The following is a 25,206-nucleotide window of genomic DNA, read 5'->3' on the forward strand; positions in this document are numbered from 1 at the left end:
GTCCTTGTCGTGCCGGTGGGCATCGGCTCGTCCTTGCCTTCCTTGCCAGCAAGGTCCGCGGCAAGTCTGCTCCAACGCGGATCGCGGGAGCCTGCCTCGGCCGGTGGCTGCTTTTCCGAATGAGCAGGGCTCGCACCGCCGCGCACCATCTCTCCGAAACCGGTGTCGTCCTTCTTTCCGGACGCGGCCGGCTGCTCGGCCGTGCGCGCGGCGGTAAATCCTGGCAGGGCCGGGCCGAGGCTGGGGGTCATTTCGGGGCGGCTCCAAGCATCTGGTCGATCAGGTCCAGCTGTCGACGGGTTTTCGTCATGGCGGCGTCGGTCGGATCTGTGGTGTCGGCGCTGGCCGAGGCCACCGGCGCCGATGCCCGCAGGACGGTCGCCGCGTCGGTGGGTGCGTTCGGCGCAGCCGGTGCTGCTTCCAGGGATGGCGCAACGGCCGGCTGTTCGGAGACGGCGCCCTCGACAGGCGGCAATCCGGCGGCATCGGTGGGCGACGCGGCCGCGATCTCGGGTTCGGGCGATGGCGCGACCAGGGCGCGCGCCGGATCTGCGGCCGGAGGCGAGGCAGGCGGCGCCACCACTTCGCCGGCGATGGTCTGGGCTGCCTCGAGCAAGGCGCGGTCGCCATCCGACAATTTGCTGCGGTCGATCTTGCCCAGTTTGGCGCGCACATCCTCGATGGTATCGGAGGTCACCGTGGACAGGCTGGAATAGAGCAGGGCGCGCGGATCGCCCTGATTGGTGTTGCCGTCGCGACCCTGTTCGGCCCGTGCCGAGGCGAAGGCCGACAAGTCGCTCATGCCGTCAATCGCGGCGCGGCGGGCGATGCGCAGATAGATTACCTTCTCGCGCTCGGGATCCATCATAGAGGTGATGTCGGCAAGCTTGTCCTGGCTGATCGACATGTGCAGTGCGATGACGCCGGAGACGAAGGAGTCGGCGAACTGGCTGGCATAGGGCGAATAGAGATAGCGCTCGACATATTGGGTGGAGGCAAGCGCGAACCGCGCCGCGTCGCCTTGCGTCACGGCAATGCCGACCGAGCGCCGCAAAGCCGCCTCCTCGACCAGAGTGCCGGGGCTGAGCAGCTTGGCCTCATCGAGCAGCGTGAGCGCGAGCGCCGGCTGGTCCGTGGCAAGCAGCGACCCTTTGACCAAGGCGAGGAACGCGCCGAGATCGCCTGGCAGGGCCATCGGGTCGATCGGCCTCAGGGCTTCGATCGCCTCGCCGGGCCGGCCGTTCAGATAGGCGATCACACCCTTGGCTATGGCAAGGTTCCGCGGATCGGAGGCGGCGCGCGACACCGCCGCCTCGACGGTCACCGGATTGCCGCCGCTCATGCCGTAGACCAGGAGTGCGCGAAGATTCCTGGGATCCTTGAAATCGTCGGCATCCGCCGCGCGCAAGCGCGCATCGGTCATCTCGAGCAGCTTGGCCTGCATCGGCATCGCGGCGTGGTCGCCGGCCGCGATGCGGTCCTGGACAAGCTGCAACGAGCGTACCAGCTGATAAGGCTGCAGCGTATCCTGGGCGAAGCCCGCCGACGGATACGCCGCGGCCAGCAGCAGCAACAGGCCCGTCAGGCGGCTGGTCAGCGCCGCCCGCTTCATCCGCTGGTCGCCATCAGGATTTCGATGCGGCGGTTGGCCGCCGACATTGGGTCTGCCGGATCCTTGGGCTGGCGATCCGCGAAGCCGGCAACCTCGGTGATGCGGCGTTCATCGACACCGCCACGCACGAGCATGTAGTAGGCGGAGTGCGCGCGCGCCGTCGACAGCCGCCAATTGTCGTAGCTGGCGCTGCGGAAAGGTCGCGCATCGGTGTGGCCGTTGATGCTGATGGTGCCTTTCTGGCCGTTGACGATGCGGCCGATCTTTTCCATCGCCAACACCAGTTCACGGCTCGGCACCGCCGACCCGACCTCGAACATGCCGAAGTCGAGCTGATCGGTGATGGAGATGACGACACCCTTGTCGGTGGCTTCGACCGAGACACCGTCATGCAGCTTGTCACCGGGCTTGAAGGCATCGGCGAGCTGCTGCTTGACGTTGGCTGCCGCCTTCACAGCGGCGGCGGTCGGAGCCTTGTCCGCCGCCTCGGGTTTTGTGGCCTCCTGCTTCGCGACGGCCGTGCCCGCCTTGTTGTCTCCAGCGTCGGCGTTGCCGGCCTTGGCATCGACAGTCTTGGCATCGCCGGTCTTGACAATTGTCGCGGCGGCGTCCTTGCCATCCCCGGCCAGGGGCTCGAGCGGTGCGTCCTTCACGGGCGGTGCCGGCGGCACGGCCTTGACCTTGGCGACCTGTGTCTCGGCCGCCTTGTCGCCGGACTTGAGCGGATCGCCCTCGATCCGGGGACGCTGGGCGCTGGCCTCGGCGCCCGGCACGGCGACCTGCTGCGACCAGAAGTCAGGCTCGAAGGGATCGCGGTAGGACGCGCCGCCCGAGGCGCCCGTCGCCGGGCCGGAATTCTGCGCGCCGCCATCGCCCTTCTGGCTGACATTCTGCATGACGCCGGTATCAGTGGCGATCTCCGAGAGCACCGCATAGGGGTCGGCGAAAAGATGCTCGTCGGACTGTCGCGACTGCTGCGGCTCCTGCTTGTCCTGCTTGCGATCAGATGAACCCGCCTCACCATTGCCGCCCTGATCGGCCTTGTCTTTCGCCTGTTGCGGGTTTTGCGCCGTCGTGCCGATCGCGTGCGGCCCGTCGCCAAGGTCCTCCAGACCTTTGCGGCTCGAATTGCGGTCGACCAGCTTGACGGGATTGAAGTAGCTGGCGACGGCCGCCTTGGTCTGTTCGTTGGCGGCATTGATCAGCCACATGACCAGGAAGAAGCACATCATGGCGGTCATGAAGTCGGCGAAGGCGATCTTCCAGACGCCGCCATGGTGACCTTCGTCGTGGTCGTCATGCCCGCGCCGCACGATGATGATCTCGTGCCTGCCATGATCGGCATCGGCGACGCTCATGACAGCACCTCGGAAAGTGTTGCCGACCATTCGGCCATGCGCGTCTCGAACACGGCCTCGTCGATGGTGACCGTCAGGTCGAAGCCGGGCGCCTCGATGAAGTCGAGATTTTCGGAGCGCGGCCCAAGCGATGCCTTCAGCGTTTCGAACAGCGGGAGCGGCCCGCGGACGGCGATGCGCACGGCTTCGCCATCGCCAACGGCGTCGCGGACCGCGCCGGCGAGCGCTTCAAGCGAGCGCTTCCGCAGATCGTCGCTGACAACGCCGCCGATGATGCGGGCGACCGTGGCGCCGACAAGATCCGTCACGCGAGCCTCCATGGCGTCGAGCCGCGACGAGACCGCCTTTCCGACATCGCCACCGAAGCTGTCGAGAAAGGCCTTCGCTTCCTCGACATTTGCCTGGCGTTCCGCTTCCAGCGCTGCCTCATGGGCCGCGGCAAGCCGTTCGCCGAGCGTTGCCTCCGCCTGGGCAACCGCTTCGGCGATCAGCGTACCGATATCGGCCGGCGGTGCAGCCGCGTCGGGCTTTTGCTCGGCGGCGGCCTGGGGCTGGCGGGCACGTTGCGCGCGGGTGCCGAAATCCGGGAGAAGATCGAAGAGGGCTGCTGAGGGCATGGTCTAGGCCGCGACTTCCTGGGCCGCCCATTTGCGCAGGATCTGCGCGGTGCGTTCCTCGTTGATGTCGACCATGCGGGCAAGCCGCTCCTGCGGGGCCGGCCTGATCTTCTGGCGCAGATCGTCGAGCGGGGTGGCGCCGGCACGCGTGCCGGGCAGGGCGCCGATGGGGGCACCGGCATCGGCGGAAGCGGCTGCCTCCGGCGTCGGCAGAGAGCGCTGGACTTCATCGAAATTGGGGCCTGCTATGGCGGGCGTCGCCTTTGCCGTCAACGCGGCCGCCATCGGCCGCAAGCCGAAGAAGGCGACCAGGAACACCACGACGATGAAGGCGCCGGCATTGATCAGCGTGCCGGCATGCTGGCCGATGGAATCGAGCATTCCCGCCTGGGGCACCGCCTCGCCGTCCAGCCCGTCTATGAACTCGACGGCCGAGACGTCGATGACGTCGCCGCGCTTGTCGTCGAAGCCTGTGGCGGAGCTCACCATCTTCTGGATTTCGGCGACGCGCTTGGCGATCTGGTCCGGCGTCGCGTCCTTGCCCAGGATCGACTTCAGCCGGTCCTGGTTGACGACGACGGCAATCGACATCTTGGTCACGGTATAGCCGTTGGAGACGGTGGCGATCTTCTTGGAGTTGATCTCGTAGTTGGTGATCTCTTCCTTGCGGTCGTTCGCCGACGAGGTTTGCGGGCCCTCGGTCGCGGTAGCCTGGGTCTCCGGCAGATTCTGCTCGACACTGGCGGGGGTCGAAGCCTGTTTCTGGTTGCTGTTCTCATTGGCGCGCACCGACTGCACGGAGCGTTCGACGCGGGAATTCGGATCGAAGATGGTCTCCTCCGTTTGACGGGTGTCCGTGTTGACATCGGCCTTGACGCTGGCACGGAAATTGTCGGGACCGAGATAGGGCGTCAGCGCGCGGCGGATGTTGTCGCCGATCTGCGCTTCGACGGTCTGTTCGACGCCGAGCGTGCGGGCGGCACTGGTGTTGGAGGGATCGTCACCGGCGGCCAGCAGATTGCCGTTGGAATCGAGCACCGTTACCTTGTCGGCCGACAGGCCCGGGACGGCGGCGGCGACGAGGTGGCGGATCGACATGGCGCTTTTCTCCGCGTCGATGCCGGCGTAACGGATGACGACCGAGGCGGAAGGCTGCTGTTCGTCACGGCGGAAATTGGCGCGCTCGGACATGACGATGTGGACGCGTGCCGCCTTGATGCCTGCTATGGACTGGATGGTGCGGGCGATCTCGCCTTCGAGCGCACGCACGCGGGTGATCTGCTGCATGAAGGAGGTGAGGCCCATCGCACCGACATTGTCGAACAGCTCGTAGCCGGCATTGGCGCTGGTCGGCAGGCCCTTCTCGGCAAGCAGCATGCGTGCCTGCGCCGTGGTCCCGGCCGGCACCAGCACGGAGGTTCCGTCGGCGCCGACGTCGAAGCCGATGCCGGCCTCGCCCAGCACCAGGCCGATCTGGTTCACGTCGGAGCGGTCGAGTCCGACATAGAGCGTGTCGTAGGCCGGTCGGTTGAGGTAGACCGAGGCAATGCCGATGACACCCATCACCAGGACGGCGATGCCCGCCAGCATGGCCAGGCGCCTGACGCCAAAGCCGCGGAGATTCGAGATGATGCTCTGGATCTGTTCCGGCACGATTGAGCGACTCCCAGCATGACTGTCCGCCGGAACACTAGCCCTCGAAGCTTGTGCGAAAATGAAATCGGGCCGCGCTTGCGGCGCGGCCCGTGAATTGGAAGTAGAAGTAACCCGTCAGCTAAGGCTGGACTAGCCGTTCTTGAACAGCGACAGGATCGACTGCGAGGAGCTGTTGGCGATCGACAGCGCCTGGATGCCGAGCTGCTGCTGCACCTGCAGCGCCTGGAGACGGGTCGATTCCTTGTTCATGTCTGCATCGACGAGTTGGCCGACGCCGCGGTCGATGGAGTCCATCAGGCTCTGCGTGAAGGTCTTCTGCAGGTCGATGCTGCTTTTGGCCGAACCGAGGATGGTGGCCTGGTCGGTCAACTGGGCCATGACCTTATCGATCTTGCCGATCATCTGAGTGATGATGTCGTCGGTCACGCCGGCCGCGGTGATGTCGAGATTGTAGGCGGAGACATTGTCGATCTTCGTGGCAGCCGGGCTTACCGCGGCCTGGCCCGCGGTGTTGGCGGCAATGTCCGTGGCGCCGCCAGCGAGCGCGGTCGCATAAGCGGTGTCATATTGGCTCTGTGCCGCCGCTGTCGAGTAGACAGAGGTTTGGCGATCGAGCGTGCCCTGGTTCTTGACGTCGGTAGCGAGGCCGGAATCGAACAGCTTGGTGCTCTCGACATTGATGTCGATCGTTCCAAGCGAAATGGCGCCCGAGGATGAGCGGTTGAAGGACGAGACGATCTTGGCGTCGGCCTGGACGCCATCATTCGGCGCGGCGACCTGCTTGGACGTCACCGAAAGGTAATTCGAACCCGAAAAGGTGGCGGCATCGGCAAAGGACTTCATCTGCGCCTGGAGCGCCGTGATCTCGGTCTGCGTCTTTGCCTTGGCGGCGTCCGTCTGGCCGACGGTGGAAAGCAGCTTGGTCTTGATCTGGCCGATCGACGTCAGAACATTGTTCATGCCGGTATAGGCGGTGTCGACTTTCGAGGCGCCGAGGCCGAGGGCGTCCTGCACGGTCGAGAGCGCCTGGTTGTCGGAGCGCATCGTCGTGGCGATCGACCAGTAGGCGGCGTTGTCGGAGGCCTGAGAGACGCGGTAACCCGTCGAGATGCGGGCCTGTGTCTGCTCGAGCGACTTGTTGGTGGCGTTGAGGCTTTGAAGTGCGGTCAACGCCGCAGCGTTCGTCATGATGCTCGCCAAGAAACTCGCTCCTTTTTCCAGACCGGTCTTCTCAAAAACCGGCGTTGCCCTCGCGAGCCGCTCGACCCGCCCGTGGATCGCCGCCGCCCCGATCGGGCCGATTCGGCAATCCGTTGTAAGTCATTGGTTAACCATGACTAGCGCGTTATGGTTAACGGCCTGTTAAAAGCTGACTTTTGAGGGTTAAGGAATGAGGGTTGCGCGGGGCTGGAGCAAACGCAAAACGGGCCGCGCTTTTGGCGCGGCCCGTCGGTCTAATGGAGCCGGTTGAGTGTGATCAGCCGCGGAAGAGCGACAGGATCGACTGCGAGGAGCCGTTGGCGATCGAGAGCGCCTGGACGCCGAGCTGCTGCTGAACCTGCAGCGCCTGGAGGCGGGTCGATTCCTTGTTCATGTCGGCATCGACGAGCTGGCCGACGCCGCGATCGATGGAGTCCATCAGGCTCGAGGTGAAGGTCTTCTGCAGGTCGATGGAGCTCTTGGCGGCGCCGAGCTTGGTGGCGGCGGTCGTCATGTCCTTGAGCGCGGCGTCGACAACCGTCATCATCTGCGAGATCTGGCTGTCGCTGGCGGCCGTGGTGCCCGAGAAGATGGCCAAGCTGGCGACCGAATAGGTGTCGGTGCCCGCTGCGGCAGCGCCCAGAGTCGGGGCCGAGGCCGATGTAACCGCTGCGCCAGTGGCGCCGAGGCGGTCTGTGTCCAGAATGCCCTTGGCGGTCGGTGCGGCGCCGGCGTCATAGAGCTTGATGCTTTCGACATTGACGTCGATCGTCGAAATCGAAACAGCGCCGGCGGCGCTACGGTTGAAAGCCGAAACGACTTTGACGTCGGCTGCCGTGCCCGAAGCCGTCGACACCGAAAGCATGTTGGTGCCCGAGAAGGTCGCGCCATCGGCGTAGGCCTTCAACTGATCCTGAAGCGCCTTGATTTCGACCTGGGTCTTTTCCTTGGAGGCGTCGGTCTGGCCGTAGGATGCGGTCAGCTTCTGCTGGATCGAGTTGATGGTGGTGATCGCGCTGCTCATGCCGGTGTAGGCGGTGTCGACCTTCGAGGCGCCGAGGCCGAGCGAGTCCGAAACGGTGGACATGGCCTGGTTGTCGGAGCGCATCGTGGTCGCGATCGACCAGTAGGCGGCGTTGTCCGAAGCCTGGGAGACGCGATAGCCCGTCGAAATGCGGGACTGGGTGGTGGCGAGGCTGTTCTGCGTGGCATTAAGGCTCTGCAGCGCCGTCAACGCGGCGGTGTTGGTCATGATACTGGCCATGGCTACTCGTACCTTGTTTTTACAGGTGTTTTTTGCATACCGGTTTGTCCGGTATGACGGAGCGGCATCATGCCAATGACCGTTGCGTTTGGGTCACCCGCCATCTGCGAGCGACTATGGCGGCGAGTCCCTACCAAAGGACTAAATCGGACGGTTAATCGAAAATAATTCGGAGAAAATTCGATAACGCTCGCGCCACCTGGTTTCTCGGAGCGAACGGTGTCTGATGCCGAGCGTGGGAGATCAGGTGAAAGAGCGCACCAGGCTCCCGACGAGCAGGTTCCAGCCGTCGATCAGGACGAAGAACAGGATTTTGAACGGCAGCGACACGACCGTGGGCGGCAGCATCATCATGCCCATCGCCATGGTGATGGTGGCCACGATCAGGTCGATGACCAGGAATGGCAGCACGATCAGGAAGCCGATCTCGAAACCGCGCCGGATTTCGGAGATCATGAAGGCAGGCACCAGGATGCGCAGGTCGACCGTCTCCTTGGCAACAACCTGGCCGCGCTCGCGGGCGAGGTCGGCAAAAAGATCGAAGTCCTTGTCGCGCACATTGTGCAGCATGAAGGTCCGGAACGGATCGGAAATCTTCTCGAAGGCCTCGGTCTGGCTGATCTGGTTGTCCATCAGCGGCTTGACGCCGGTGTTCCACGCCTGATCGAAGGTCGGTGCCATGACATAGAAGGTCATGAACAGCGAGAGCGAAATGAGGATGAGGTTCGCCGGCGTCGACTGCAGGCCGATGCCGGCGCGCAGGATCGAGAAAGCGATGACGAAACGGGTGAAGCTGGTCACCATGATCAGCAGGCCCGGCGCCACCGACAGGACGGTAAGCAGGCCGAACATCTGAATGATGTAGCCGACGGTGGTGCCATCGGCTTTGCCGATGCCGCCAAGGTCCAGTTGCTGGGCCGCCGCGACGGAGGTGGCGGCACCGATCAGTACCGCGGCAAGAAGGAATTTTCTCATTCGAGCAGCAATGTCCTGATAAGAATCTGTTTGACGTGCCCCTGACTGCGGATGGAGGCGCGTTCGTCGAGGTCGGCCTTCAGATGCTGGTAGCCGCTGGCACCTTCGATCTGGTGCATCTTCAGGGTACGCACGAAAGCCAGAAGATCCTGTTGAATGTCCTCCGCCATGGTCGGCGGCTGCGGCGCGTCATAGACCACGGATACTTCCATCCTGATCCATGTATCCGCGGGCGAGGCGATATTGGTGGTGATCGGCGCCAGTGCGACCAGTGTCGGGCCCGTGCCCGGCTGTTGTGCGGCGGGCTGGGCGACCTTGCCCTCATTTTCAGGCGCAGCCGGCACCGATGGTGGTGCATCGACGCCTTTGAGATAGCCGCCTGACATCCAGCCCATGCCGATGGCGGCGGCCGTCACCACGAGCAGCATGGCGCCTTGGATGGCAAGGGAAGGACCCTTGCGAGGCTGAACCTGTTCGACGTTGGCCACGGTGTTTTGCTCTCCAATCCCCACAAGGCCAAGAACTAGAACGGAAGAACCTGGTCGAGGACCTGCTGGCCATAGGCCGGTTGCTGGATCTCGGTGATGCGGCCGCGTCCGCCATACGAAATGCGCGCTTCGGCGATGCGTTCGTAAGGGATCGTGTTCTCGGCGCCGATATCGGCTGGGCGCACGATGCCGGCGATGGTCAGCACCCGGAGCTCGGCATTGACGCGCACTTCCTGCGACCCGGTGATCATCAGATTGCCGTTGGGCAAGACATCGGTGACGATGGCTGCCACATTGAGCTCAAGTGTTTCCGACCGCTTGATCTCACCGTCGGCAGTCGTGTCCGTCTGGGAGTTGAGCGCTCCAGAGCCCTTGCCGGCGGTGCTGAGCTTGTCCCATTGCGCGCTGATGTCATAGCCGAGTTGCCGACTGGCGGTGCGGCTTCTGTCATTCTGGTTCTTGAAGTTGGCGCGGTCGTTGATGCTGATTTTGACGGTCAGGATGTCACCTTGCGACAGCGCCCGCGGGTCGGTGAACAGTCGGCTCTGGCGGTCGTTCCACAGCGAGAACTTCTTTACCGGCTGCCGCGGCGTTTCCGGGTATTTATACAGCGAGCCGGTGTTGCCGACATCTATGCCGGAGCCGACCGGGGACAATGCCGGTTCCTTGCCGACCTCCTTGAGGTTGGTTCCGCAGCCGGACAGTGCTGCGACCGCGCACAGGATGAGCATTCTGCGGATCATGACGGATCTACCCTTCGGGCTGCGCTGGCCATGATGCCGGTAAGCGTCGCCGCCGCCTTCTGGTCCATTTCGTTGAGGATGACGCCGGCCTTGCGTGAATCGAGCTTCATCAGGATGGCCGCGGCGAGGTCGGCGTTGACGATCGCCAGGCGTTCGGCCGCCGCATCGGGCTTCATGCCGGCATAGATCTTGACGACGCCGTCCTCGGCCCGGGCCAGGAACACTTCACGCCGCTTCAGCCAGGTCTCGTATTCGGCCTTCTTTGTGTCCAGCGCCTTCATGCGCTCGTCGATGCCGGCCTGGAGCTGCTTCAACTCCTCGGCCTGCAAGGCATAGCGGCGATCGCGGGCGGCGTCGGCGATATTGGAGCAGAAGCGCTCGATCTCGCTCTGGTCCGGCGCCTTCTCCCGCTTCAATTGCCGCGGCGCGACCGTGGGCTGCGCACCGGGTAGGACCTGGCGCACGGTATCGTCGGCGTGTGCGCCGCCAAAGACAGGCATGGCCGCGAGGGCGGCCGCAAACAGAAAGGTGCGGGAGCGGCGTCTTTCACGGGATGAGAGGGAGGAGATCATCGGCATCGCCTATTGGAGAACCAGATCGGCTTGCAGGGCGCCGGCCGACTTGATGCCTTGCAGGATGGCAATGATGCCGTCCGGCTTGACGCCAAGACGGTTGAGGCCGGAAACGAGGGTTTGCAGGTCGGGTCCGTCGAGCACGGCGACGCGGGCGTCGGGCCGGCTGGCATCGATAGCGGTGAACGGCTCGACGGCGGTTTCGCCCTTGGAGAAGGGTTCGGGCTGCACGACGCGCGGGGCTTCCGTGATGCGCACCGTCAACGTGCCGTGGCTGATGGCGACACGTGAGATCTTGACGTCGTTGCCGATGACGATGGTGCCGGTGCGCTCGTCGATGACGACGCGGGCCGGCGTGTCGGACTCGACCACCAGATTCTCGATCTCGGCATAGAAGCGGGCAGCCGAAACGCTTTTCGGCCGCCTGATCTGCACGGTTCGGGAATCGCGCTCTGCCGCCACGCGCATGCCGAAGCGCTGGGCGGTGTAGTCGTTGATCGCGTCGGCGATGCGGATGGCGGTCGAAAAATCGGGATTGCGCAATTGCAGCGTCAGCGTCGACTGGTCGTCGAACTCGGCCTTCACCTGCCGCTCGACTATGGCCCCGTTCGGCACGCGGCCGGCGGTCGGCACGCCTTGCGTCAATTGCTGGGCCTGACCCTGGGCGGTGAAACCGGAAACGATGACCGCGCCCTGGCCGACGGCGTATATCTCGCCGTCCGCCGCCTTCAGCGGCGTCATGATCAGCGTGCCGCCGGCAAGCGATGTGGCGTCGCCCATTGACGAAACATCGATGTCGATGCGGGCGCCCGATTGCACATAGGGCGGCATGTTGGCGGTGACGATGACGGCGGCGACATTCTTGGCGCGCGCGCTGCCGCCTTCGGTGGCGATGCCGAGATTTTCGAGCATGGCACGGATCGACTGTTCGGTGAACGGCGAATTGCGCAGGCTGTCGCCGGATCCGGCCAGCCCGATGACAAGTCCGTAGCCGACGAGCTGGTTGTCGCGCGAGCTCTGCAGTTGCGCGATGTCCTTGATGCGCGAGGCGACCTGGCCTGGCGGCAGCGAACTCGGCCCCGGCGAAACGCGGAACATGCGCGTGGTGGTGGCCGGATCATATTCCGGATCGTCGTAGACACCGCCATTCCTGGCGGCGAGCTCGCGCTTGGCCTTGGGCGTCAGGCCATCGGCCAGCGCCGGCTGCAGGCCAAGTGCCGCCGCGAGCAGAAGGGCAAATGGGCGCATCATGAAGCGCCGACCTGGATGGTGCCGTCGGCCATCACCGTGCCGGAGAGGATCTTGCCGCTGTCGCTGTTGCGAACCTTGATGAAGTCGCCGGCCGAGCCCGGCTGCAAGGTCACGGCGGTGGCCGTTATCGTCAGCCCGCCGGCGACGAAGAAGACCTGCACGGCGGCACCCTGTTCGACCAGCCAGGCCTCGCGGATAGCGGCGGACGGAATATAGCGGCCCGGCAGCAGCGTGCGCTTGGCAATCTTGCCCTGGAGTTCCTCGGAACGGGTCGCCACGGCATCCGGCTTGTGCTTGCCGGGGAGGAGGGTCACCTGCTTCAGGGCGCCGAGTTCGATCGTCTCGCCGGGATAGATGACGCGGTTGGGGATCAGCACGACCTCGCCGGCAGGCTGGTTGCTGGCGATCTGGGTGGTCGATTGGCCCGTCGATTGGCTGGCCGACTGACTTGCCGATTCCTGGGCGAAAGCCGGCATGCCGCCGGCCACCAGCGCAAGGGTCAGCGCAGCGCGGCGGAATGCGGAGCAGGAGATCGGCATGGCCATCATCCGTTACCTGATGTTCTTGGAGACGACGGAGGCCATGTCGTCGGCGGCCTGGATCACCTTGGAGTTCATCTCATAGGCGCGCTGCGCCGAGATCAGCTCGGTGATTTCCTTGACCGGGTCGACATTGGAAGCCTCGAGATAGCCTTGCTGGATGGTGGCGAAGCCGGGATCGCCGGGCACGCCGACATTGGCCGGGCCGGAAGCCGTCGTTTCCTGGAACAGATTGTCGCCAAGCGGCGCGAGGCCGGCCTCGTTGGCGAAGTTGGCGATCTGAAGTTGGCCGAGCGTCTGCAGGTTGGTCTGGCCGTCGATGCGGGCGAAGACCTGACCGGTCTTGTTGACGATGACCTCGACCGCATTAGTCGGCACGGTGATGGCCGGAATGACACTGGCGCCGTCCACGGTCACCAACTGGCCGGTGGCGTTGGTGTTGAAGGCACCGGCGCGGCTGTAGAGCGTGCCGCCGTCGGCGCCTTCGATCTGGAACCAGCCCCTGCCGGTCAACGCCATGTCGAAACTGTTGCCGGTGCTGGTCAGCTCGCCCTGGGTGTGCACGTTGCGCACGGCGGTCGTCTTGACGCCGAGGCCGATCGAAACGCCTTCCGGCACCAGCGAGGCGTTGGAACGGTTCGGCACACCTTGCGTGCGATCGACCTGGTAAAGCAGGTCGGAGAATTCGGCGCGCGCGCGCTTGTAGCCGGTGGTGTTGATGTTGGCGATGTTGTTGGCGATGACTTCCAGATTGGTCTGCTGGGCATTCATGCCGGTGGCTGCGATGGCGAGTGCTTTCATGGCCTGCTCCTCAGATGCCCATGCGACTGACTTCGAGATAGGCCGAGACGACCTTGTCGCGGATGGCGACGGCGGTCTGCAGCGCCTGCTGGGCGCTCATCACGGCATCGACCACCTGGCGGGTGTCGGCGTCGCCCTTGAGCGCCTGCATCGATACCTGCTCGGCATTCTGCATGGTGCTGACAGTCTTGGAGGCCGCCTGGCTCACCGCTTCGGCGAAGGAGGTGCCGAGGTTGCCCGATGCCGCCGACGCAACACCGCCCTGCAGCAGGTCGGTGGCTGTATCGCCCAGCCCAGGCTTCAGGTTAAGCGCGCCGATGCCGTTGACGATCATTGGTTCCTCATCAGGTCGATGGTCATTGAAATGAGGTCGCGCGCCTGCTTCACGACTTGCAGGTTGGCCTCGTAGGAGCGGTTGGCCTCGGTCATGTCGGCCATTTCGATCAGCACGTTGACATTGGGCATCTTGACGTAGCCCTTGTCGTCGGCGGCCTCGTTGCCGGGCTGGAATTCGATGGGAAAGTCGCTCGGGTCGCGGTCGATCGAGTTCACCTCAACCGTTGAGCTGCCGGAGGCCCGGTCGAGTTCGGAAACGAAGCTGATGGTCTTGCGGCGATACGGGTCGGCGCCCGGCGTGGTGCCTGTCGACTGGGCGTTGGCGAGGTTTTCCGAAACCACGCGCAGGCGCTCGGACTGAGCGCCGAGGCCTGATGCTGCGACTTTGAGGGCTGCGGTCAGTGCGTCCATGGTCAGCTCTTCACCGCCATCATCATCATTGAGTGGAATGCCTTGACGATGGCCGTGTTGAGCTCGAAGGAACGGCGTACTTCGCCGGCCTTGAGAAGCTGGTCTTCAAGCACGACCGTGTTCTTGGACGGCATGATCACGCCATCGTCTTCCTGCGGCTTGATGGTGAAGCCGGCATTGGTGGCAGCACTGCCGAGATGGCCGGGCTCGGTGATCTGGAGCGACACCGCGGTGCGGTCGAGCACCTTCTCGAACGGCTCGACATCGTTTGCCGTGTAGCCCGGCGTGTTGGCATTGGCGATGTTGCCGGCGACCGCCGACTGACGCACGGACAGCCACTGCGCTTGCTTGGCGGCGAGATCGAAAAGGGAAACGGGCTCCATGAGAATCTCCGGGCATGTGCCCAAAGACTAGGCCGCCAGTCTTGCGCGGACCTTGCGGACGGTCGCTAGAGTATGACAGCGAAAAATATGAGGCGGTTTTCGGACGGCATCTTGCTCCGTCTTTTTGGACTTGGATCCGGCTCGAGGCAAAGCCGAAACAGCCTTATCTGGAAAGCTCGATCACCTGGTTGGCGCTGGTGAGCATGACCCATTTGCCATTGCGCTGTTCGATCGCCGATACCTTGCTGGAATCCGGTAGCGTCGAACCCCGCTGGACCATCCACAGGCCGGTGTCGTCCTCGATCATGGCGCGGCCGTTGGCGACATGGACCATGCGGAACTTCGCGATGTCGGCGGGGAAGGGCTGATCGCCGGGCGGCTCCGTTCTGGAATCGTCCTGCACCGTGCCGGTGGCAAGCAGGTCGACGTTGGTGTTGGGAACGTCCTTGGCTGTCAGTGGCGCGCTGCGCGCGGCAACCACGCCGCCGCCCGCACGTTCCGAATTGGTGCCTGTGCCGCCGAACTTGATCGCCTGCACGCCGAACTGGTCCTGATTGAAGAAAATGTACCAGGGAAACAGGGCGCAGGTCAGGCCGAGCGTGATGCCGAGCGCGGCGATGACGACGTCGGCGCGACGGTCCGCCTTCTTCTTGCCCAGTCTGGGGTATTGCGGCTTTGGCGGTTGCGGCCATTCGGTGGCGGCGAACAGGCCGTCGATCAGCGATTCGCGGCTTGCCTGCGTCATCTCGGGAGCATCGACGCCAGGAACCACGTGCGTTGAGGAAAGGGCGGTCCGACCAAGAACAGGTTCGGATCTGGGGAGAGCCGGTTTGACGGCCCTGGCCAGAACAGCCGCGGTCCTGGCAGCCATGACGCCGGCGGCGTTTGCCTTGGCGGCCCTGGCCTCCTCCGCTCGAGCCTGCTCCGCGGCGTTCGCCTCGGCGATCATCTCGTTCAGGAGGCGCTCGGTGTACTGGCGTTCAGTCTCCTGGTTCGGCATTCTGCTTTCCCTTGAGGTGGCGGGCAAGGTCGGAGAACGGATCGGCGGACGGACGGTCCCTCGGCGATTGCGTCAGCGCCTCATAGATCAGGGGCACCTGGCGCACGGCCATGTCGAGTTCGGCGTCGACGCCGCCCTGATAGGCGCCGAGCAGCCGGATGTCGCGCGTGTCCTCGAAGCGGGAGATCATCGACTTCAGCCGCGTCACCAGGGCCCGCTGCTCGACGCTCCAGGCCTTGCCGGCAAGTCGCGATATGGACGACAGTGGATTGACGGGCGGATAGCGGCCCTGTTCGGCGATCGCGCGGTCGAGCACGACATGGCCGTCGAGGATGCCGCGCACGGAATCTGCGACCGGATCATTGTGATCGTCGCCGTCGACCAGCACGGAAATGATGGCGGTGATCGAGCCTTTACCTTCGGCTCCAGGCCCGGCGCGCTCGAGCAGCTTGGGCAATTCGGTGAAGACCGAGGCGGGGTAGCCGCGGGCGACCGGCGGCTCGCCGGTTCCCGTCGCCACCTCGCGCAGCGCATGAGCGAAGCGGGTGATCGAATCCAGCACCAGCAGCACACGATGGCCCTGGTCGCGGAAGTGTTCGGCCACGCGCATGGCGGTGTCGGGCGCGCGCCGGCGCATCATGGCGCTCTCGTCGCTGGTGGCGACGACGGCGACGGTCTTGGCCATGCTGTCGCCGATCGTGTCTTCGAGGAATTCGCGGACCTCGCGGCCGCGTTCACCGATCAGCGCCACGACGACGGTGTCGAACGCGTCGGCGCCGGCGAGCATGGCAAGCAGCGTCGACTTGCCGACGCCGGAGCCGGCGAAGACACCCATGCGCTGGCCGAAGCAGAGCGGCGTGAAGATATCGATGACCTTGACGCCGGTCATGAAGGCGGTGCCGACACGCTGCCGCGCCATGGCGCCGGGTGTCGCGGCCGCCGCCGACATGTCGTCGCCCCTGACCAAAGGCGGACCCCCATCGATCGTCCGGGTGAGCGCATCGATGGCGCGACCGCGCCACGAGGCATGCGGCGCCACCGCGAGTGGACCCCTGCGGAACACGGCATCGCCGATGCCGGTGTCGGCGCTGCGTTCGAAGGGGGCGATCACAACCTCGTCACGGCTGATTTTGACGATCTCGCCGCGGCGCGCGCCGGCCTGACTGCGCTGCTCGACAATGTCGCCCAGCCTGGTGAAATCGGAAAGCCCGCGCACCTTGTAGTGCGTGGGCGTGACTTCGGTGACGAGGCCGCCGCGCTTGACCAGCCCTTCGCTGTGGCCGAAGCGCCTGACAATTCGCTCCAAAGCGGCAAGCCGATCCTGCGGCGCCGGCTGGAGCTGTCTTTCGGGTGCGCGGATGTATGGCTGCTCTGACGACATGCTATGACTTCGAGCCGAGCGTCTTTATCGCCTCGTCGGTGGAGGAATCGGTCTGCCGCATCAGCGCGGCGGTGTTCTCGAAGGCGCGCTGGACCATGATCAGCCGGGTCATTTCCAGCACCGGATTGACGTTGGATTCCTCGACGAAACCCTGCGCGACGCCGATGTCGGAGCGGTCGGTGACAGGTTCGGGCGTGCGCGCGGGCACAATGCCGGAATTGCCGTAGCGCACGAAATTCTCGCCCGGGTCGAAATTGTAGAGGCCGATCGAGCCGACGAGCTGTTCGTTCTGGCGCAGCGAGCCGTCGGCGCCGGCCTTGGGCGGACCGTTGCGGGGATCGAGCTGGATCGGCGCGCCGCCGGCGTCGAGCACCGGATGGCCCTCGACCGACATCAGCTCGCCATTCTCGTTCATCGAGAAACGACCGTCGCGGGTCATGACGGTGCCGGCCGGCGTGTCGATGGCGAACCAGGCGTTGCCCTGGATGGCGAAATCGAATGGATTGCCGGTCTCCGTCATGGAGCCATGAGCTCCCGACAGAAAGGTTTTGCCGGAGGATGCGAACGAAACCGACTTCTGCCCGGTACCCGACACCACGTCCGCGAACTTCACCCCCGTGGCGCGAAAGCCGACGGTGTTGGCGTTGGCGACATTGTCGGCGATCGTGTCGAGTCGGCGCTCGAGGGCCATCTGCGCGGAGAGGGCGACGTAGAGACTGTCTCGCATGATCAGAACTTCAGTTTCTGCATGGCCATCATCAGGTCGGTGGAGATGCCCGATACGACCGGTTGGGCGAAAAGCACGCTGATCGATGTCACGGCCGGCGAGGTCGGGTTGTTGATCTCGTACATGCTGGTGAAGCGGGTCAGGAACTTGTTCAGTTTCACGGGATCCGTGAAATCCGAGATGTCGAGCTTCTGCCCGAACAGTTGCGCCTGCTTGTCGATGTCGGCGGTGGCGAAGGAATCGGGCAGCCCCAGCGCGGTGCGCACGACGCTGGCAAGCGCGGTGTCGGCCAGCACGTCGTACCAACTGGTGATGTCGGGTGCCTTGCGCTGGAAATAGAGCGCCAGCCGCACGCCCTCATTGGTCTGGCCGGCATCCTCTTCCAGCGTCTGGCGCATGTATTTGTCGACGGTCGGCTGCTGCGCCGGATTGATGGTGGTGGCATTCTCGCCGTATTGTTCGAAGTTGAGGGCCGTAGCCAGTCCCGCGTAGGCCGGATCCGTCTGCTTGTTGGCGACGCTGTCGGGATCGCGCACGCCGCCTTGCAGGACCTGCTTGATAAGGTCCTTGTCCTCCGTCGCCGAATCGAGGCCGTACGCGGCCAGCGCGTAAGTGTAGAGCCGGCTGTTCGACATCAGATCGTCGACTGACTTCACCTTGGTGATGTTGGCGAGATAATACGTCGTCTCGCCCTTCACATAGTCCGAATTCGGATCGAGACCGGCGATTTGCGCCTGTATGGCGTAGTTCTTCGTCACCAGTTGCTGGGCCTTGTTGTAGATCGTCGCATCGGCGCCGTTGGCAGCGAAGTTGAAGGCGCTGACGAAGGCGGCGTAGCGCTTGTCGGTCAGCTTGTTGGCGAAACTGTTGGAATCCGTAACGCCTTCCTTGAGCGCCTTGACCATGAACGCCTTGGCGTAGTCCATGTTCTCCAGCCCGTAGGCCTTCATGGCATATTTGAACAGCCGGTCATTGTTGACGAAATCGTCGATCGATTTCACCTTGGTGATGTTGGCGAGATAATATTGGGTATCGCGATCGACCGTCGGCTGTTGCTCGATGCGGTCGATCGACTTGTTAATGTCTTTGGTGATCAACTGGTAGCTGGTGTAGGTACTGAGCAAGGACACGCCTCCGGCCGAAGCTATGCCAGCACAATAAGCTCACTTCCTTGCGCGAAACTGAATCGCCAATTTTCGGTCCCATGGCGGCTCGGATTCAAGCCTCACACAAGGCACGGGGACTATCGCTTGTCCGACGTGAAATGCGGAAGGACCGGTCGTGGGCATTCTGATTGGACTTGTGGTGACGCTCGGCTGCGTCCTTGGCGGCTTCATGGCCATGGGCGGGCATCTGCACGTGCTGGTCCAGCCATGGGAAGCCGTGGTCATCTGCGGCGCCGCGCTCGGCACCTTCCTGGTCGCCAATCCGATGAAGACGGTCAAGGATACCGGCAAGGGCATTCTCGAAGCTTTCAAGCAGGCTGTGCCGAAGGAGCAGGACTATCTGGAAACGCTCGGCGTGCTGCACAGCCTGATGCGCGAGCTGCGCTCCAAGTCGCGCAGCGAGGTCGAGGCGCATATCGACAATCCGGAGGAGTCGGCGATCTTCCAGGCCTTTCCGACCGTGCTCAAGAACCACGATTTGATGAATTTCATCTGCGACTACTGCCGCATCATCATCATCGGCAATGCCCGCTCGCACGAGATCGAGGCGCTGATGGACGAGGAAATCCAGACCATCAAGTCCGACAAGATGAAAGCCTATCACGCGCTGGTCGCGGTCGGCGACGGCCTGCCGGCGCTCGGCATCGTCGCCGCCGTGCTCGGCGTGGTCAAGGCGATGGGTGCGCTCGACCAGTCGCCGGAAATCCTCGGCGGCCTGATCGGCGCGGCGTTGGTCGGCACCTTCCTCGGCATCTTCCTGTCCTACGCGGTGGTCGGGCCTGTCGCCACCAAGATCAAGACGGTGCGCGAGAAGAAGAACCGCCTCTACATCATCGTCAAGCAGACGCTACTCGCCTACATGAACGGTGCGCTGCCGCAGGTGGCGATCGAGTTCGGCCGCAAAACCATCTCCTCCTATGAACGGCCGACTATCGACGCCGTCGAGCAGAGCACGATGAACACCGGCGGCGCCGAGAAGAAGGCCGCCTGAGCGATGCGCGACAGACCGGTGCCAAAACTGTCATGACCAGTCCGGGCAGCCCCTCGCAAGCGCGTTCGTTGATCATCGAGCGTCTGGTCGGCGACAGCGGCGAGGCCGACCAGGTCATCGACGCCGGCCGCGCCATGGCCGAACGGGCCGTACCGCTGCTGCAGAAGGCGCTCTCGAGCGAGCTGGGCGCTCCCGTGAGCGTTAATCTCAGGGCCGTGGAGGTCAGCCGTGTTCCCGAGGCGCGTTCGCGCGCCGGCGATACCTTCGCCATGACCGTTATCGGCTCGCCGGCATCCTCGGACGCGATGACCCTCGTCATCGACGCTCCGGCGATCGCAATCATCGTCTCGACGCTGTTCGGCGGCGACCCGGATATGCCGGTGTCGCCGATCGAGCGCGACCTGTCGCCGATCGAGGCCGATGTCTCGACCATGGTGTTCCAGGAGGTGGCGCAGGCGCTGAACGGATCGGGACGGCGCTCGCTCGAATTGCGGCTGCCCGCGCCGCGCGCCATGTCGGGCATCGAGGCCAGGCGGCACGTGTTGCGCGACGGCGCCGCGATCCGCATCGTCCTCGGCATCTCGACGCCGGTCGACAGCGGCTCGATCACGGTGACGATGCCGCAGCGTATCGTGCTGGCCGGCCGCGACGGCACGGCCAGCGTCAGCGAGGATGATCACGGCACCAGCTGGCGGGCACGCTTTTCGGAAGAGGTGATGCGCTCGACCGTGGCGCTCGAAGCCACCATGCCACTGGCGCGGCTGACGCTCGGAGACCTCGCCAATCTCGAAGTGGGCCAGGTGATCGACTTCGACGAAACGGCGCAATCACGGGCTCGCCTCGGCGCGCGCGGCCAGACGCTGTTCGTATGCGAGTTCGGCAAACTGGGACAGAATTACACCGTCCGAATCAAGCATCCTTTCGATGCCGGGCAGGATTTCATCGATGGGCTCATGCCGGCTGGTGCCGGGCGCGCCTGAGCTTTTGGAGACGACGCATGGCCAAGACCAAGGTAGAACCAGAGTTCGACCAGCCGGACGAGCGGCTCGATCGTGCCATCGAGGAATTGCGCGGGGTCCTGCACGAAGAAGAGCAGCGCCCCGAGATGGCGGCAAGGGCCGCGGCATCGGCCAATTCAAGCGTCATCATGAACATCCCCGTCGATGTCCAGATCATCCTCGGCAGCACCGAGATGGCGGTTGCCGATCTGATGGCGCTGCAGAAGGGTTCGACGGTCGCGCTCAACCGACGCATCGGCGAACCGGTCGATGTCGTGGTGAACGGCCGCAAAATAGCGCGCGGCGAGATCACCGTGCTTGAAAGCGACCCTTCGCGCTTCGGCATCAGGCTGACCGAAATCATCGCCGGCACGAAGGGCGCCTAGACATGGCTGGCGGGGCTTGCCGATGGCAGCGGAGGCGAGAGGCATGACGACGCCGCTGACGACCCTGACACGCGCACAGAAGGCGGCCGCCATACTGGTGGCGATGGGCAAGCCGTCGGCCAGCCGCCTGTTGAAATTCTTCAAGCAGGAAGAGCTGAAGGCGCTGATCGAGGGCGCCCGGCTGCTCAGGACCATTCCGCAGAGCGATCTCGAGCGCATCGTTGCCGAATTCGAGGCCGAATTCACCGAGGGCGCGGGCCTGCTCGATTCCGCCGACAGGATGGACACGATCCTCAACGAGTCGCTCTCGCCCGAAGAGATGAGCGCCATCATGGGCAACAAGAAGCCGGAGGCGGCGCCCGAAGGGCCGCCGCCGATCTGGCCCGATCTCGAAAAGCTCGAACCCTCGCGGCTGGGCGCCTTCCTCGCGGGCGAACATCCGCAGACTGCGGCCATGGTGCTGTCGAAACTGGCGCCGCAGGCGGCGGCGAGCGTGCTCTTGACGCTGACGAAGCCGATGCGCGGTGAAATCATCAAGCGTATGGTGACGATGGCCAATGTTCCGGCCGCCGCCAGCAGGATCGTCGAGAACCGGCTGCGCGCCAGCGTGCTGTCGGACACCTCGACCAAGGACACTTCGGCCGGGCAGGCGCGCGTCGCCAGCGTGCTCAACGAGCTGGAAAAGCCCCTGCTCGACGAGGTCATGCAGGATCTCGAAGCCGCCGGCACGCCCGACCTCGACGGCGTTCGGGCCCGGCTGTTCGCTTTCGACGACCTGCCGCTGCTCACCCAGAAGGCGCGGGTGCTTTTGTTCGACGGGCTGTCGACCGAGCTTGTCACGCTGGCGCTGCGTGGCACGTCGGCGGCACTGGCCGAAGCGGTGCTGTCGGCGATCGGCGCCCGCTCCCGGCGCATGATCGAGGCCGAACTCGGGCAAGGATCGGAGGGTGTTCCCGCCGCCGACATCATGGCGGCACGCAAGACGATCGTGACGACCACCATCCGGCTGTCGCGCGAAGGCGCTTTCGAACTTCCCTCGACGCAGAACGCCGCCTAAGGCATGCCCGACGCCGCCGACAAGGATTCGAAAACCGAAGAGGCGACGGAAAAGAAGATCCGCGACACAATCGAACAGGGCAAGTTGCCCCATTCGAGGGAGACCGCGATCCTGGCCTCCTTTGTCGCCATACTGGTGTTCACCGTCTTCTATGCCAAGGACGCCATCGTCGAGCTCGGCATGTTCCTGTCGATGTTTCTGGAGAAGCCCGAGGCCTGGCCGATGGACACCGAGACCGATGTCATCGAACTCTACAAGATTGTCATGCTGGAAGTGGGCCGCGCCGTACTCAGCCTGCTGGTGCTGCTGACCGTTGCCGGCATCGGTGCCTCGGTGCTGCAGAACATGCCGCAATTCGTCGGCGAGCGGATCAGGCCGCAGATGTCTCGCATCTCGATCGTCAAGGGCTGGAACCGGATGTTCGGCGCCCAGGGCTGGGTCGAATTCCTGAAGTCCCTTGCAAAAGTCGGTTTTGCCATCGCCGTGCTCACCTTCACGCTGTCGGAAGATCACCGCAAGCTGCTTGCCGGGATGATCACCAATCCGGTCGCTTTCGGTCTCGTCATTCGCGGCATCGCCGTCGACATACTGGTGGCGATCGTCTTCGTCATGGGGCTGATCGCGGCGATCGACATCGTCTGGTCGCGCTTCCACTGGAAGCAGGACCTGCGCATGAGCAAGCAGGAGGTCAAGGACGAGTTCAAGCAGGCCGAGGGCGACCCGATCGTCAAGTCGCGGCTGCGCTCGCTGGCGCGAGACCGGGCGCGCAAGCGGATGATGACGGCGGTGCCGCGCGCGACGCTTGTCATCGCCAACCCGACCCACTTCTCGATTGCGTTGAAATATGTGCGCGACGAGGATTCGGCGCCGCTCGTGGTGGCGAAAGGGCAGGATATCGTGGCGCTGAAAATCCGCGAGATCGCCAAGGAGCACAACATCCCGGTCTTCGAGGACGTGGCGCTCGCCCGCTCCATGTACAAGCAAGTTTCGGTCGATAATGTGATCCCGTCGCAATTCTACCAGGCCGTCGCCGAACTGGTGCGGATCGTCTATTCGAAAAAGGCTGAGCGCAGACAGATTTCATGAACCGGCAACCGCACGCAAAATCCCGCGAGATCATCGTCGCCAGCGCCATCGAGCAGGTGGTCGGCGAACTGAGGTTGATCGATGTCGCCGACTATATCGCCTTCATCCGGCTGGAGCATTTCGCCTGCCTGTCGGACTTGGTCGATTCGGCGGTGGAGCTGTTCTTCATGCCGGGTACGCTGAGGCTCGGCCATGGCGGCGAGGCGCATGTCGACTGGAGCGGCAGCCCGCGCATCGTGCTCGACCTGGAGCTCAGGCCACCCGGCGTGACCGTCTATTTCCAGCTGACGCTGAGCGAGGCCGGCAACACGGTCGTGGTCAATTACGTGTCGTTTGAAAAACCGGGCGAAGACCCCGAGCACAATACGGCGCTGCTGGAGGCGGTGATCGAACAGGCCCGCATCCGCAAAGTCGAACCGTTGGCGTTTTAAAACGCTCCCGTCAGCCGACATCTACTATTCGATAAGCCCCAGCCGCAGCGCCTTGGCGACTGCCTGATTGCGGTTGACGGCATTGAGCTTCTGGGTCGACTGGGTGAGGTACTGGTTGGCGGTGTGCACCGACAGTTTCAGGAGCCGCGCGATCTCCTCGCTGGTGTTGCCGTTGGCGGTCAGCTTCAGGCATTCGAGCTCTCGCTTGGAGATCGAGCGCATTCTGCCGGCATCGCCGGGACGCATGCGCGCGACCGCGGCAAAAAGCGAGAAGCAGCGAGCGTGGATTTCGTAGAGCGCATCCTGCGGCAGCGCGATCTCCGATCCCTGGAAGACGACGAGGCCGCATTGACCGCGATCGGCATGGACGGGAAAGGCAATGCCGCTCGATCCGGGTGTCAGCGGCTCCATCTGTCCGGTCCAGGCGAGACTGCCGAACATGTCGGCCATGGCCGACACGCCATCATCCGTCCACCAGCGCGGCTCGGTCGAAATCCGGCTATGGCGAACGATGTCCTCGCCATTGGCGCCTGAAATGAACTTCGTCGCCACCGCGATGCCGGGATAATCGGAATCAAAGCACGGGACCAGCCGGTCGCGCTCCGGCGACGGGCTGACGAAGAACAGGCCGAAGGCCGAGGCGTTGATGTCGACCGATATCCAGCGGCAGCGGCGCACCGCATCGGGAATGGTGACGGCGTGATGTGTTTCGGATCCCAGCGAGAAGGCGCCGAAGGGGCTGCGCTGCTCGTTGAAAAGGGCTTCCGCGGCATCCTTGATGTCGGCGTGTTTCAAATGATGCCACTCCTGATCGCCGTGGCGATGGCCATCGCGCGGTTGCTGGCCGCGAATTTCTGGATGGCGTGGGTGATGTAGCTGTTCACGGTGTTTGAGGAGACGCCAAGGATGACCGCCACCTCGTCGGTGGTCTTGCCTTCCGAGACCCAGAACAGGCATTCGCGCTCACGGTCCGAGAGCGGATCCTGCATGGCCGCGGCGGCGATCAACTGCGGAATGTGCGAGAGCGCGTAGCAGCATTTCAGTTGCGCCTTCATCAGCGCCGGCTGGTCGATCTGGCCGGCCGCCGCCGCCGAGAACAAGGCGAACAGGCGCCGACGGCCGACATTCAGCCGCAGTGAATAGATTTCGGCATGGCCGAGCACGTCGAGGAGCCGGGCCTCTTCACCCGAGACCAGCCCCTCGGCATCCGGCGCCTCGGCCGCCACGAACGGTGTCGGACGGATACCGGGTGCGGCGGTGAGCGGTCCCTGGGCAAGGCTTGCGATCAGCCGCTTGCCGATCAGCTCGATGGCGTCGAAGATCCAGTTCGAGGAGACGATATGCGCATCGTTGCGGTCCTGGTCATGGACGATGGCGACCAGCATGTAGCTGTCAGCGCCGATCTCGGCGGTCAGCTCCATGAAGAAGCTGGTGAGATCACCGCGCGACGTCAGGCGCGAGCCCAATGTGTCGGATTGAAGAGGCGCGGCGGGACTGCTCATCTGCTGCTTTTGGCCGGAATCGATGCTGATGTCCGGTTGCTGGGGAGCCAGCCGCCGAACCCGAAAACGCGTTACTTTTACGAGACACACACGAGGCGCGGGGCCGCGCCCAACCAGACGGAATCCATTCAGGGCACGCGAAGACATCCGCGTCTGGCGCCGGAGAAGTCCGGAACGTGAGACTTTGGGTGGTTGCCGCGCCCCCCGAGGACCGGCTGATTCGGGTCTAATCTACCCGCAGATGAATCCGACATCAAACGCGATTTGACAAAATC

At 64.2% G+C, this 25,206-nt stretch carries 28 protein-coding genes; 6 read left to right on the forward strand and 22 right to left on the reverse strand.

Going from position 1 to position 25,206, the window contains the following annotated elements; all coding sequences use genetic code 11:
- Positions 1–247 precede the first annotated feature (247 nt).
- The 20 genes from LB536_RS12595 to LB536_RS12690 all read right to left on the reverse strand — a co-directional run bounded on the left by LB536_RS12595 (position 248) and on the right by LB536_RS12690 (position 18,438).
- Positions 248–1,612 (reverse strand): chemotaxis protein MotC, encoded by a 1,365-nt coding sequence (locus LB536_RS12595; protein ID WP_224592648.1) that lies wholly within the window; start codon positions 1,610–1,612, stop codon positions 248–250.
- Positions 1,609–2,970 carry a MotB family protein gene (locus tag LB536_RS12600; protein WP_224592651.1) on the reverse strand — a complete coding sequence of 454 codons (1,362 nt, stop codon included), beginning with the start codon at positions 2,968–2,970 and terminating at the stop codon, positions 1,609–1,611. Before LB536_RS12600 ends, LB536_RS12595 begins: the two co-directional genes overlap by 4 nt.
- Complete coding sequence (locus LB536_RS12605) at positions 2,967–3,587, reverse strand: hypothetical protein (RefSeq protein ID WP_224592653.1); 621 nt, start codon at positions 3,585–3,587, stop codon at positions 2,967–2,969. The genes LB536_RS12600 and LB536_RS12605 overlap by 4 nt, the downstream gene beginning before the upstream one ends.
- 3 nt (positions 3,588–3,590) lie before the next feature.
- Entirely contained in the window at positions 3,591–5,240 is a 1,650-nt protein-coding gene (gene fliF / locus LB536_RS12610) for a flagellar basal-body MS-ring/collar protein FliF (RefSeq protein ID WP_224592656.1), read from the reverse strand.
- A gap of 132 nt (positions 5,241–5,372) precedes the next feature.
- Complete coding sequence (locus LB536_RS12615; RefSeq protein WP_140810522.1) at positions 5,373–6,443, reverse strand: flagellin; 1,071 nt, start codon at positions 6,441–6,443, stop codon at positions 5,373–5,375.
- Positions 6,444–6,720: 277 nt separating this feature from the next.
- Positions 6,721–7,707 carry a flagellin gene (locus LB536_RS12620; protein WP_140755928.1) on the reverse strand — a complete coding sequence of 329 codons (987 nt, stop codon included), beginning with the start codon at positions 7,705–7,707 and terminating at the stop codon, positions 6,721–6,723.
- Positions 7,708–7,950: 243 nt separating this feature from the next.
- On the reverse strand, positions 7,951–8,682 hold the full coding sequence (gene fliP, locus LB536_RS12625) for a flagellar type III secretion system pore protein FliP (protein WP_027144757.1): 732 nt from the start codon (positions 8,680–8,682) through the stop codon (positions 7,951–7,953).
- A complete protein-coding gene (locus LB536_RS12630) occupies positions 8,679–9,170 on the reverse strand; it encodes a flagellar basal body-associated FliL family protein (RefSeq protein WP_140755924.1) in 492 nt (163 codons plus the stop codon). Before LB536_RS12630 ends, fliP begins: the two co-directional genes overlap by 4 nt.
- Positions 9,171–9,205: 35 nt before the next feature.
- Entirely contained in the window at positions 9,206–9,913 is a 708-nt protein-coding gene (gene flgH / locus LB536_RS12635; RefSeq protein ID WP_140810518.1) for a flagellar basal body L-ring protein FlgH, read from the reverse strand.
- Positions 9,910–10,491: a MotE family protein gene (locus LB536_RS12640; protein WP_224592659.1), complete on the reverse strand. Its 582-nt coding sequence runs from the start codon at positions 10,489–10,491 to the stop codon at positions 9,910–9,912. The genes flgH and LB536_RS12640 overlap by 4 nt, the downstream gene beginning before the upstream one ends.
- A gap of 3 nt (positions 10,492–10,494) precedes the next feature.
- The gene (locus tag LB536_RS12645; RefSeq protein ID WP_224592662.1) at positions 10,495–11,736 is read right to left on the reverse strand and encodes a flagellar basal body P-ring protein FlgI; all 1,242 of its coding nucleotides are present in this window, start codon (positions 11,734–11,736) and stop codon (positions 10,495–10,497) included.
- Positions 11,733–12,281 (reverse strand): flagellar basal body P-ring formation chaperone FlgA, encoded by a 549-nt coding sequence (gene flgA / locus LB536_RS12650; protein ID WP_224592665.1) that lies wholly within the window; start codon positions 12,279–12,281, stop codon positions 11,733–11,735. The genes LB536_RS12645 and flgA overlap by 4 nt, the downstream gene beginning before the upstream one ends.
- A 6-nt stretch (positions 12,282–12,287) precedes the next feature.
- Positions 12,288–13,076, reverse strand: a complete 789-nt coding sequence (flgG, locus tag LB536_RS12655; RefSeq protein ID WP_023770445.1) for a flagellar basal-body rod protein FlgG — start codon at positions 13,074–13,076, stop codon at positions 12,288–12,290.
- 10 nt (positions 13,077–13,086) lie between these two features.
- Complete coding sequence (locus LB536_RS12660) at positions 13,087–13,410, reverse strand: flagellar hook-basal body complex protein FliE (protein ID WP_181182895.1); 324 nt, start codon at positions 13,408–13,410, stop codon at positions 13,087–13,089.
- Positions 13,407–13,823, reverse strand: a complete 417-nt coding sequence (gene flgC, locus LB536_RS12665) for a flagellar basal body rod protein FlgC (RefSeq protein ID WP_140755914.1) — start codon at positions 13,821–13,823, stop codon at positions 13,407–13,409. The genes LB536_RS12660 and flgC overlap by 4 nt, the downstream gene beginning before the upstream one ends.
- Positions 13,824–13,825: 2 nt before the next feature.
- Positions 13,826–14,206, reverse strand: coding sequence for a flagellar basal body rod protein FlgB (gene flgB, locus LB536_RS12670; protein WP_027144748.1), 381 nt, complete (start codon positions 14,204–14,206; stop codon positions 13,826–13,828).
- 163 nt (positions 14,207–14,369) lie between these two features.
- Positions 14,370–15,206, reverse strand: coding sequence for a hypothetical protein (locus LB536_RS12675; RefSeq protein ID WP_224592668.1), 837 nt, complete (start codon positions 15,204–15,206; stop codon positions 14,370–14,372).
- Positions 15,187–16,587: a flagellar protein export ATPase FliI gene (gene fliI / locus LB536_RS12680; protein ID WP_224592671.1), complete on the reverse strand. Its 1,401-nt coding sequence runs from the start codon at positions 16,585–16,587 to the stop codon at positions 15,187–15,189. Before fliI ends, LB536_RS12675 begins: the two co-directional genes overlap by 20 nt.
- A gap of 1 nt (position 16,588) precedes the next feature.
- Positions 16,589–17,314 carry a flagellar basal-body rod protein FlgF gene (flgF, locus tag LB536_RS12685; protein ID WP_140755908.1) on the reverse strand — a complete coding sequence of 242 codons (726 nt, stop codon included), beginning with the start codon at positions 17,312–17,314 and terminating at the stop codon, positions 16,589–16,591.
- A 2-nt stretch (positions 17,315–17,316) separates the two neighbouring features.
- Positions 17,317–18,438, reverse strand: a complete 1,122-nt coding sequence (locus LB536_RS12690) for a DUF1217 domain-containing protein (protein ID WP_224592675.1) — start codon at positions 18,436–18,438, stop codon at positions 17,317–17,319.
- Between the two features lie 157 nt (positions 18,439–18,595).
- On the opposite strand from LB536_RS12690, the gene motA reads away from it, so the two are divergent.
- From motA to LB536_RS12720, 6 genes are read left to right on the forward strand one after another with little or no spacing between them, the layout of a single operon-like run.
- Positions 18,596–19,471, forward strand: a complete 876-nt coding sequence (gene motA / locus LB536_RS12695) for a flagellar motor stator protein MotA (protein ID WP_140810508.1) — start codon at positions 18,596–18,598, stop codon at positions 19,469–19,471.
- Between the two features lie 32 nt (positions 19,472–19,503).
- Positions 19,504–20,451, forward strand: a complete 948-nt coding sequence (locus LB536_RS12700; protein WP_224592679.1) for a FliM/FliN family flagellar motor switch protein — start codon at positions 19,504–19,506, stop codon at positions 20,449–20,451.
- A 17-nt stretch (positions 20,452–20,468) separates the two neighbouring features.
- Positions 20,469–20,855: a flagellar motor switch protein FliN gene (fliN, locus tag LB536_RS12705; protein WP_224592696.1), complete on the forward strand. Its 387-nt coding sequence runs from the start codon at positions 20,469–20,471 to the stop codon at positions 20,853–20,855.
- A gap of 43 nt (positions 20,856–20,898) precedes the next feature.
- Positions 20,899–21,912: a flagellar motor switch protein FliG gene (locus LB536_RS12710; protein ID WP_224592699.1), complete on the forward strand. Its 1,014-nt coding sequence runs from the start codon at positions 20,899–20,901 to the stop codon at positions 21,910–21,912.
- 3 nt (positions 21,913–21,915) lie between these two features.
- Complete coding sequence (gene flhB, locus LB536_RS12715) at positions 21,916–22,998, forward strand: flagellar biosynthesis protein FlhB (RefSeq protein ID WP_224592702.1); 1,083 nt, start codon at positions 21,916–21,918, stop codon at positions 22,996–22,998.
- A complete protein-coding gene (locus LB536_RS12720; protein WP_140755894.1) occupies positions 22,995–23,429 on the forward strand; it encodes a hypothetical protein in 435 nt (144 codons plus the stop codon). The genes flhB and LB536_RS12720 overlap by 4 nt, the downstream gene beginning before the upstream one ends.
- Positions 23,430–23,453: 24 nt before the next feature.
- On the opposite strand, the gene LB536_RS12725 is transcribed toward LB536_RS12720, so the two are convergent.
- Positions 23,454–24,224 (reverse strand): helix-turn-helix transcriptional regulator, encoded by a 771-nt coding sequence (locus LB536_RS12725; protein ID WP_224592704.1) that lies wholly within the window; start codon positions 24,222–24,224, stop codon positions 23,454–23,456.
- The gene (locus LB536_RS12730) at positions 24,221–24,931 is read right to left on the reverse strand and encodes a helix-turn-helix transcriptional regulator (RefSeq protein WP_140755890.1); all 711 of its coding nucleotides are present in this window, start codon (positions 24,929–24,931) and stop codon (positions 24,221–24,223) included. The genes LB536_RS12725 and LB536_RS12730 overlap by 4 nt, the downstream gene beginning before the upstream one ends.
- Positions 24,932–25,206 lie beyond the last annotated feature (275 nt).

Source organism: Mesorhizobium sp. ES1-3 (assembly GCF_020164795.1).
Taxonomy (GTDB): Bacteria; Pseudomonadota; Alphaproteobacteria; order Rhizobiales; family Rhizobiaceae; genus Mesorhizobium.

Bases quoted from the DNA above. Each gene is read 5' to 3' on its own strand.
- LB536_RS12595 (WP_224592648.1), bottom strand. From the start codon at position 1,612: ATGAAGCGGGCGGCGCTGACCAGCCGCCTGACGGGCCTGTTGCTGCTG.
- LB536_RS12600 (WP_224592651.1), bottom strand. From the start codon at position 2,970: ATGAGCGTCGCCGATGCCGATCATGGCAGGCACGAGATCATCATCGTG.
- LB536_RS12605 (WP_224592653.1), bottom strand. From the start codon at position 3,587: ATGCCCTCAGCAGCCCTCTTCGATCTTCTCCCGGATTTCGGCACCCGC.
- LB536_RS12620 (WP_140755928.1), bottom strand. From the start codon at position 7,707: ATGGCCAGTATCATGACCAACACCGCCGCGTTGACGGCGCTGCAGAGC.
- fliP (WP_027144757.1), bottom strand. From the start codon at position 8,682: ATGAGAAAATTCCTTCTTGCCGCGGTACTGATCGGTGCCGCCACCTCC.
- flgH (WP_140810518.1), bottom strand. From the start codon at position 9,913: ATGATCCGCAGAATGCTCATCCTGTGCGCGGTCGCAGCACTGTCCGGC.
- LB536_RS12640 (WP_224592659.1), bottom strand. From the start codon at position 10,491: ATGCCGATGATCTCCTCCCTCTCATCCCGTGAAAGACGCCGCTCCCGC.
- LB536_RS12645 (WP_224592662.1), bottom strand. From the start codon at position 11,736: ATGATGCGCCCATTTGCCCTTCTGCTCGCGGCGGCACTTGGCCTGCAG.
- flgA (WP_224592665.1), bottom strand. From the start codon at position 12,281: ATGGCCATGCCGATCTCCTGCTCCGCATTCCGCCGCGCTGCGCTGACC.
- flgG (WP_023770445.1), bottom strand. From the start codon at position 13,076: ATGAAAGCACTCGCCATCGCAGCCACCGGCATGAATGCCCAGCAGACC.
- LB536_RS12660 (WP_181182895.1), bottom strand. From the start codon at position 13,410: ATGATCGTCAACGGCATCGGCGCGCTTAACCTGAAGCCTGGGCTGGGC.
- flgC (WP_140755914.1), bottom strand. From the start codon at position 13,823: ATGGACGCACTGACCGCAGCCCTCAAAGTCGCAGCATCAGGCCTCGGC.
- flgB (WP_027144748.1), bottom strand. From the start codon at position 14,206: ATGGAGCCCGTTTCCCTTTTCGATCTCGCCGCCAAGCAAGCGCAGTGG.
- LB536_RS12675 (WP_224592668.1), bottom strand. From the start codon at position 15,206: ATGCCGAACCAGGAGACTGAACGCCAGTACACCGAGCGCCTCCTGAAC.
- fliI (WP_224592671.1), bottom strand. From the start codon at position 16,587: ATGTCGTCAGAGCAGCCATACATCCGCGCACCCGAAAGACAGCTCCAG.
- flgF (WP_140755908.1), bottom strand. From the start codon at position 17,314: ATGCGAGACAGTCTCTACGTCGCCCTCTCCGCGCAGATGGCCCTCGAG.
- LB536_RS12700 (WP_224592679.1), top strand. From the start codon at position 19,504: ATGACCAGTCCGGGCAGCCCCTCGCAAGCGCGTTCGTTGATCATCGAG.
- fliN (WP_224592696.1), top strand. From the start codon at position 20,469: ATGGCCAAGACCAAGGTAGAACCAGAGTTCGACCAGCCGGACGAGCGG.
- LB536_RS12710 (WP_224592699.1), top strand. From the start codon at position 20,899: ATGACGACGCCGCTGACGACCCTGACACGCGCACAGAAGGCGGCCGCC.
- flhB (WP_224592702.1), top strand. From the start codon at position 21,916: ATGCCCGACGCCGCCGACAAGGATTCGAAAACCGAAGAGGCGACGGAA.
- LB536_RS12720 (WP_140755894.1), top strand. From the start codon at position 22,995: ATGAACCGGCAACCGCACGCAAAATCCCGCGAGATCATCGTCGCCAGC.
- LB536_RS12730 (WP_140755890.1), bottom strand. From the start codon at position 24,931: ATGAGCAGTCCCGCCGCGCCTCTTCAATCCGACACATTGGGCTCGCGC.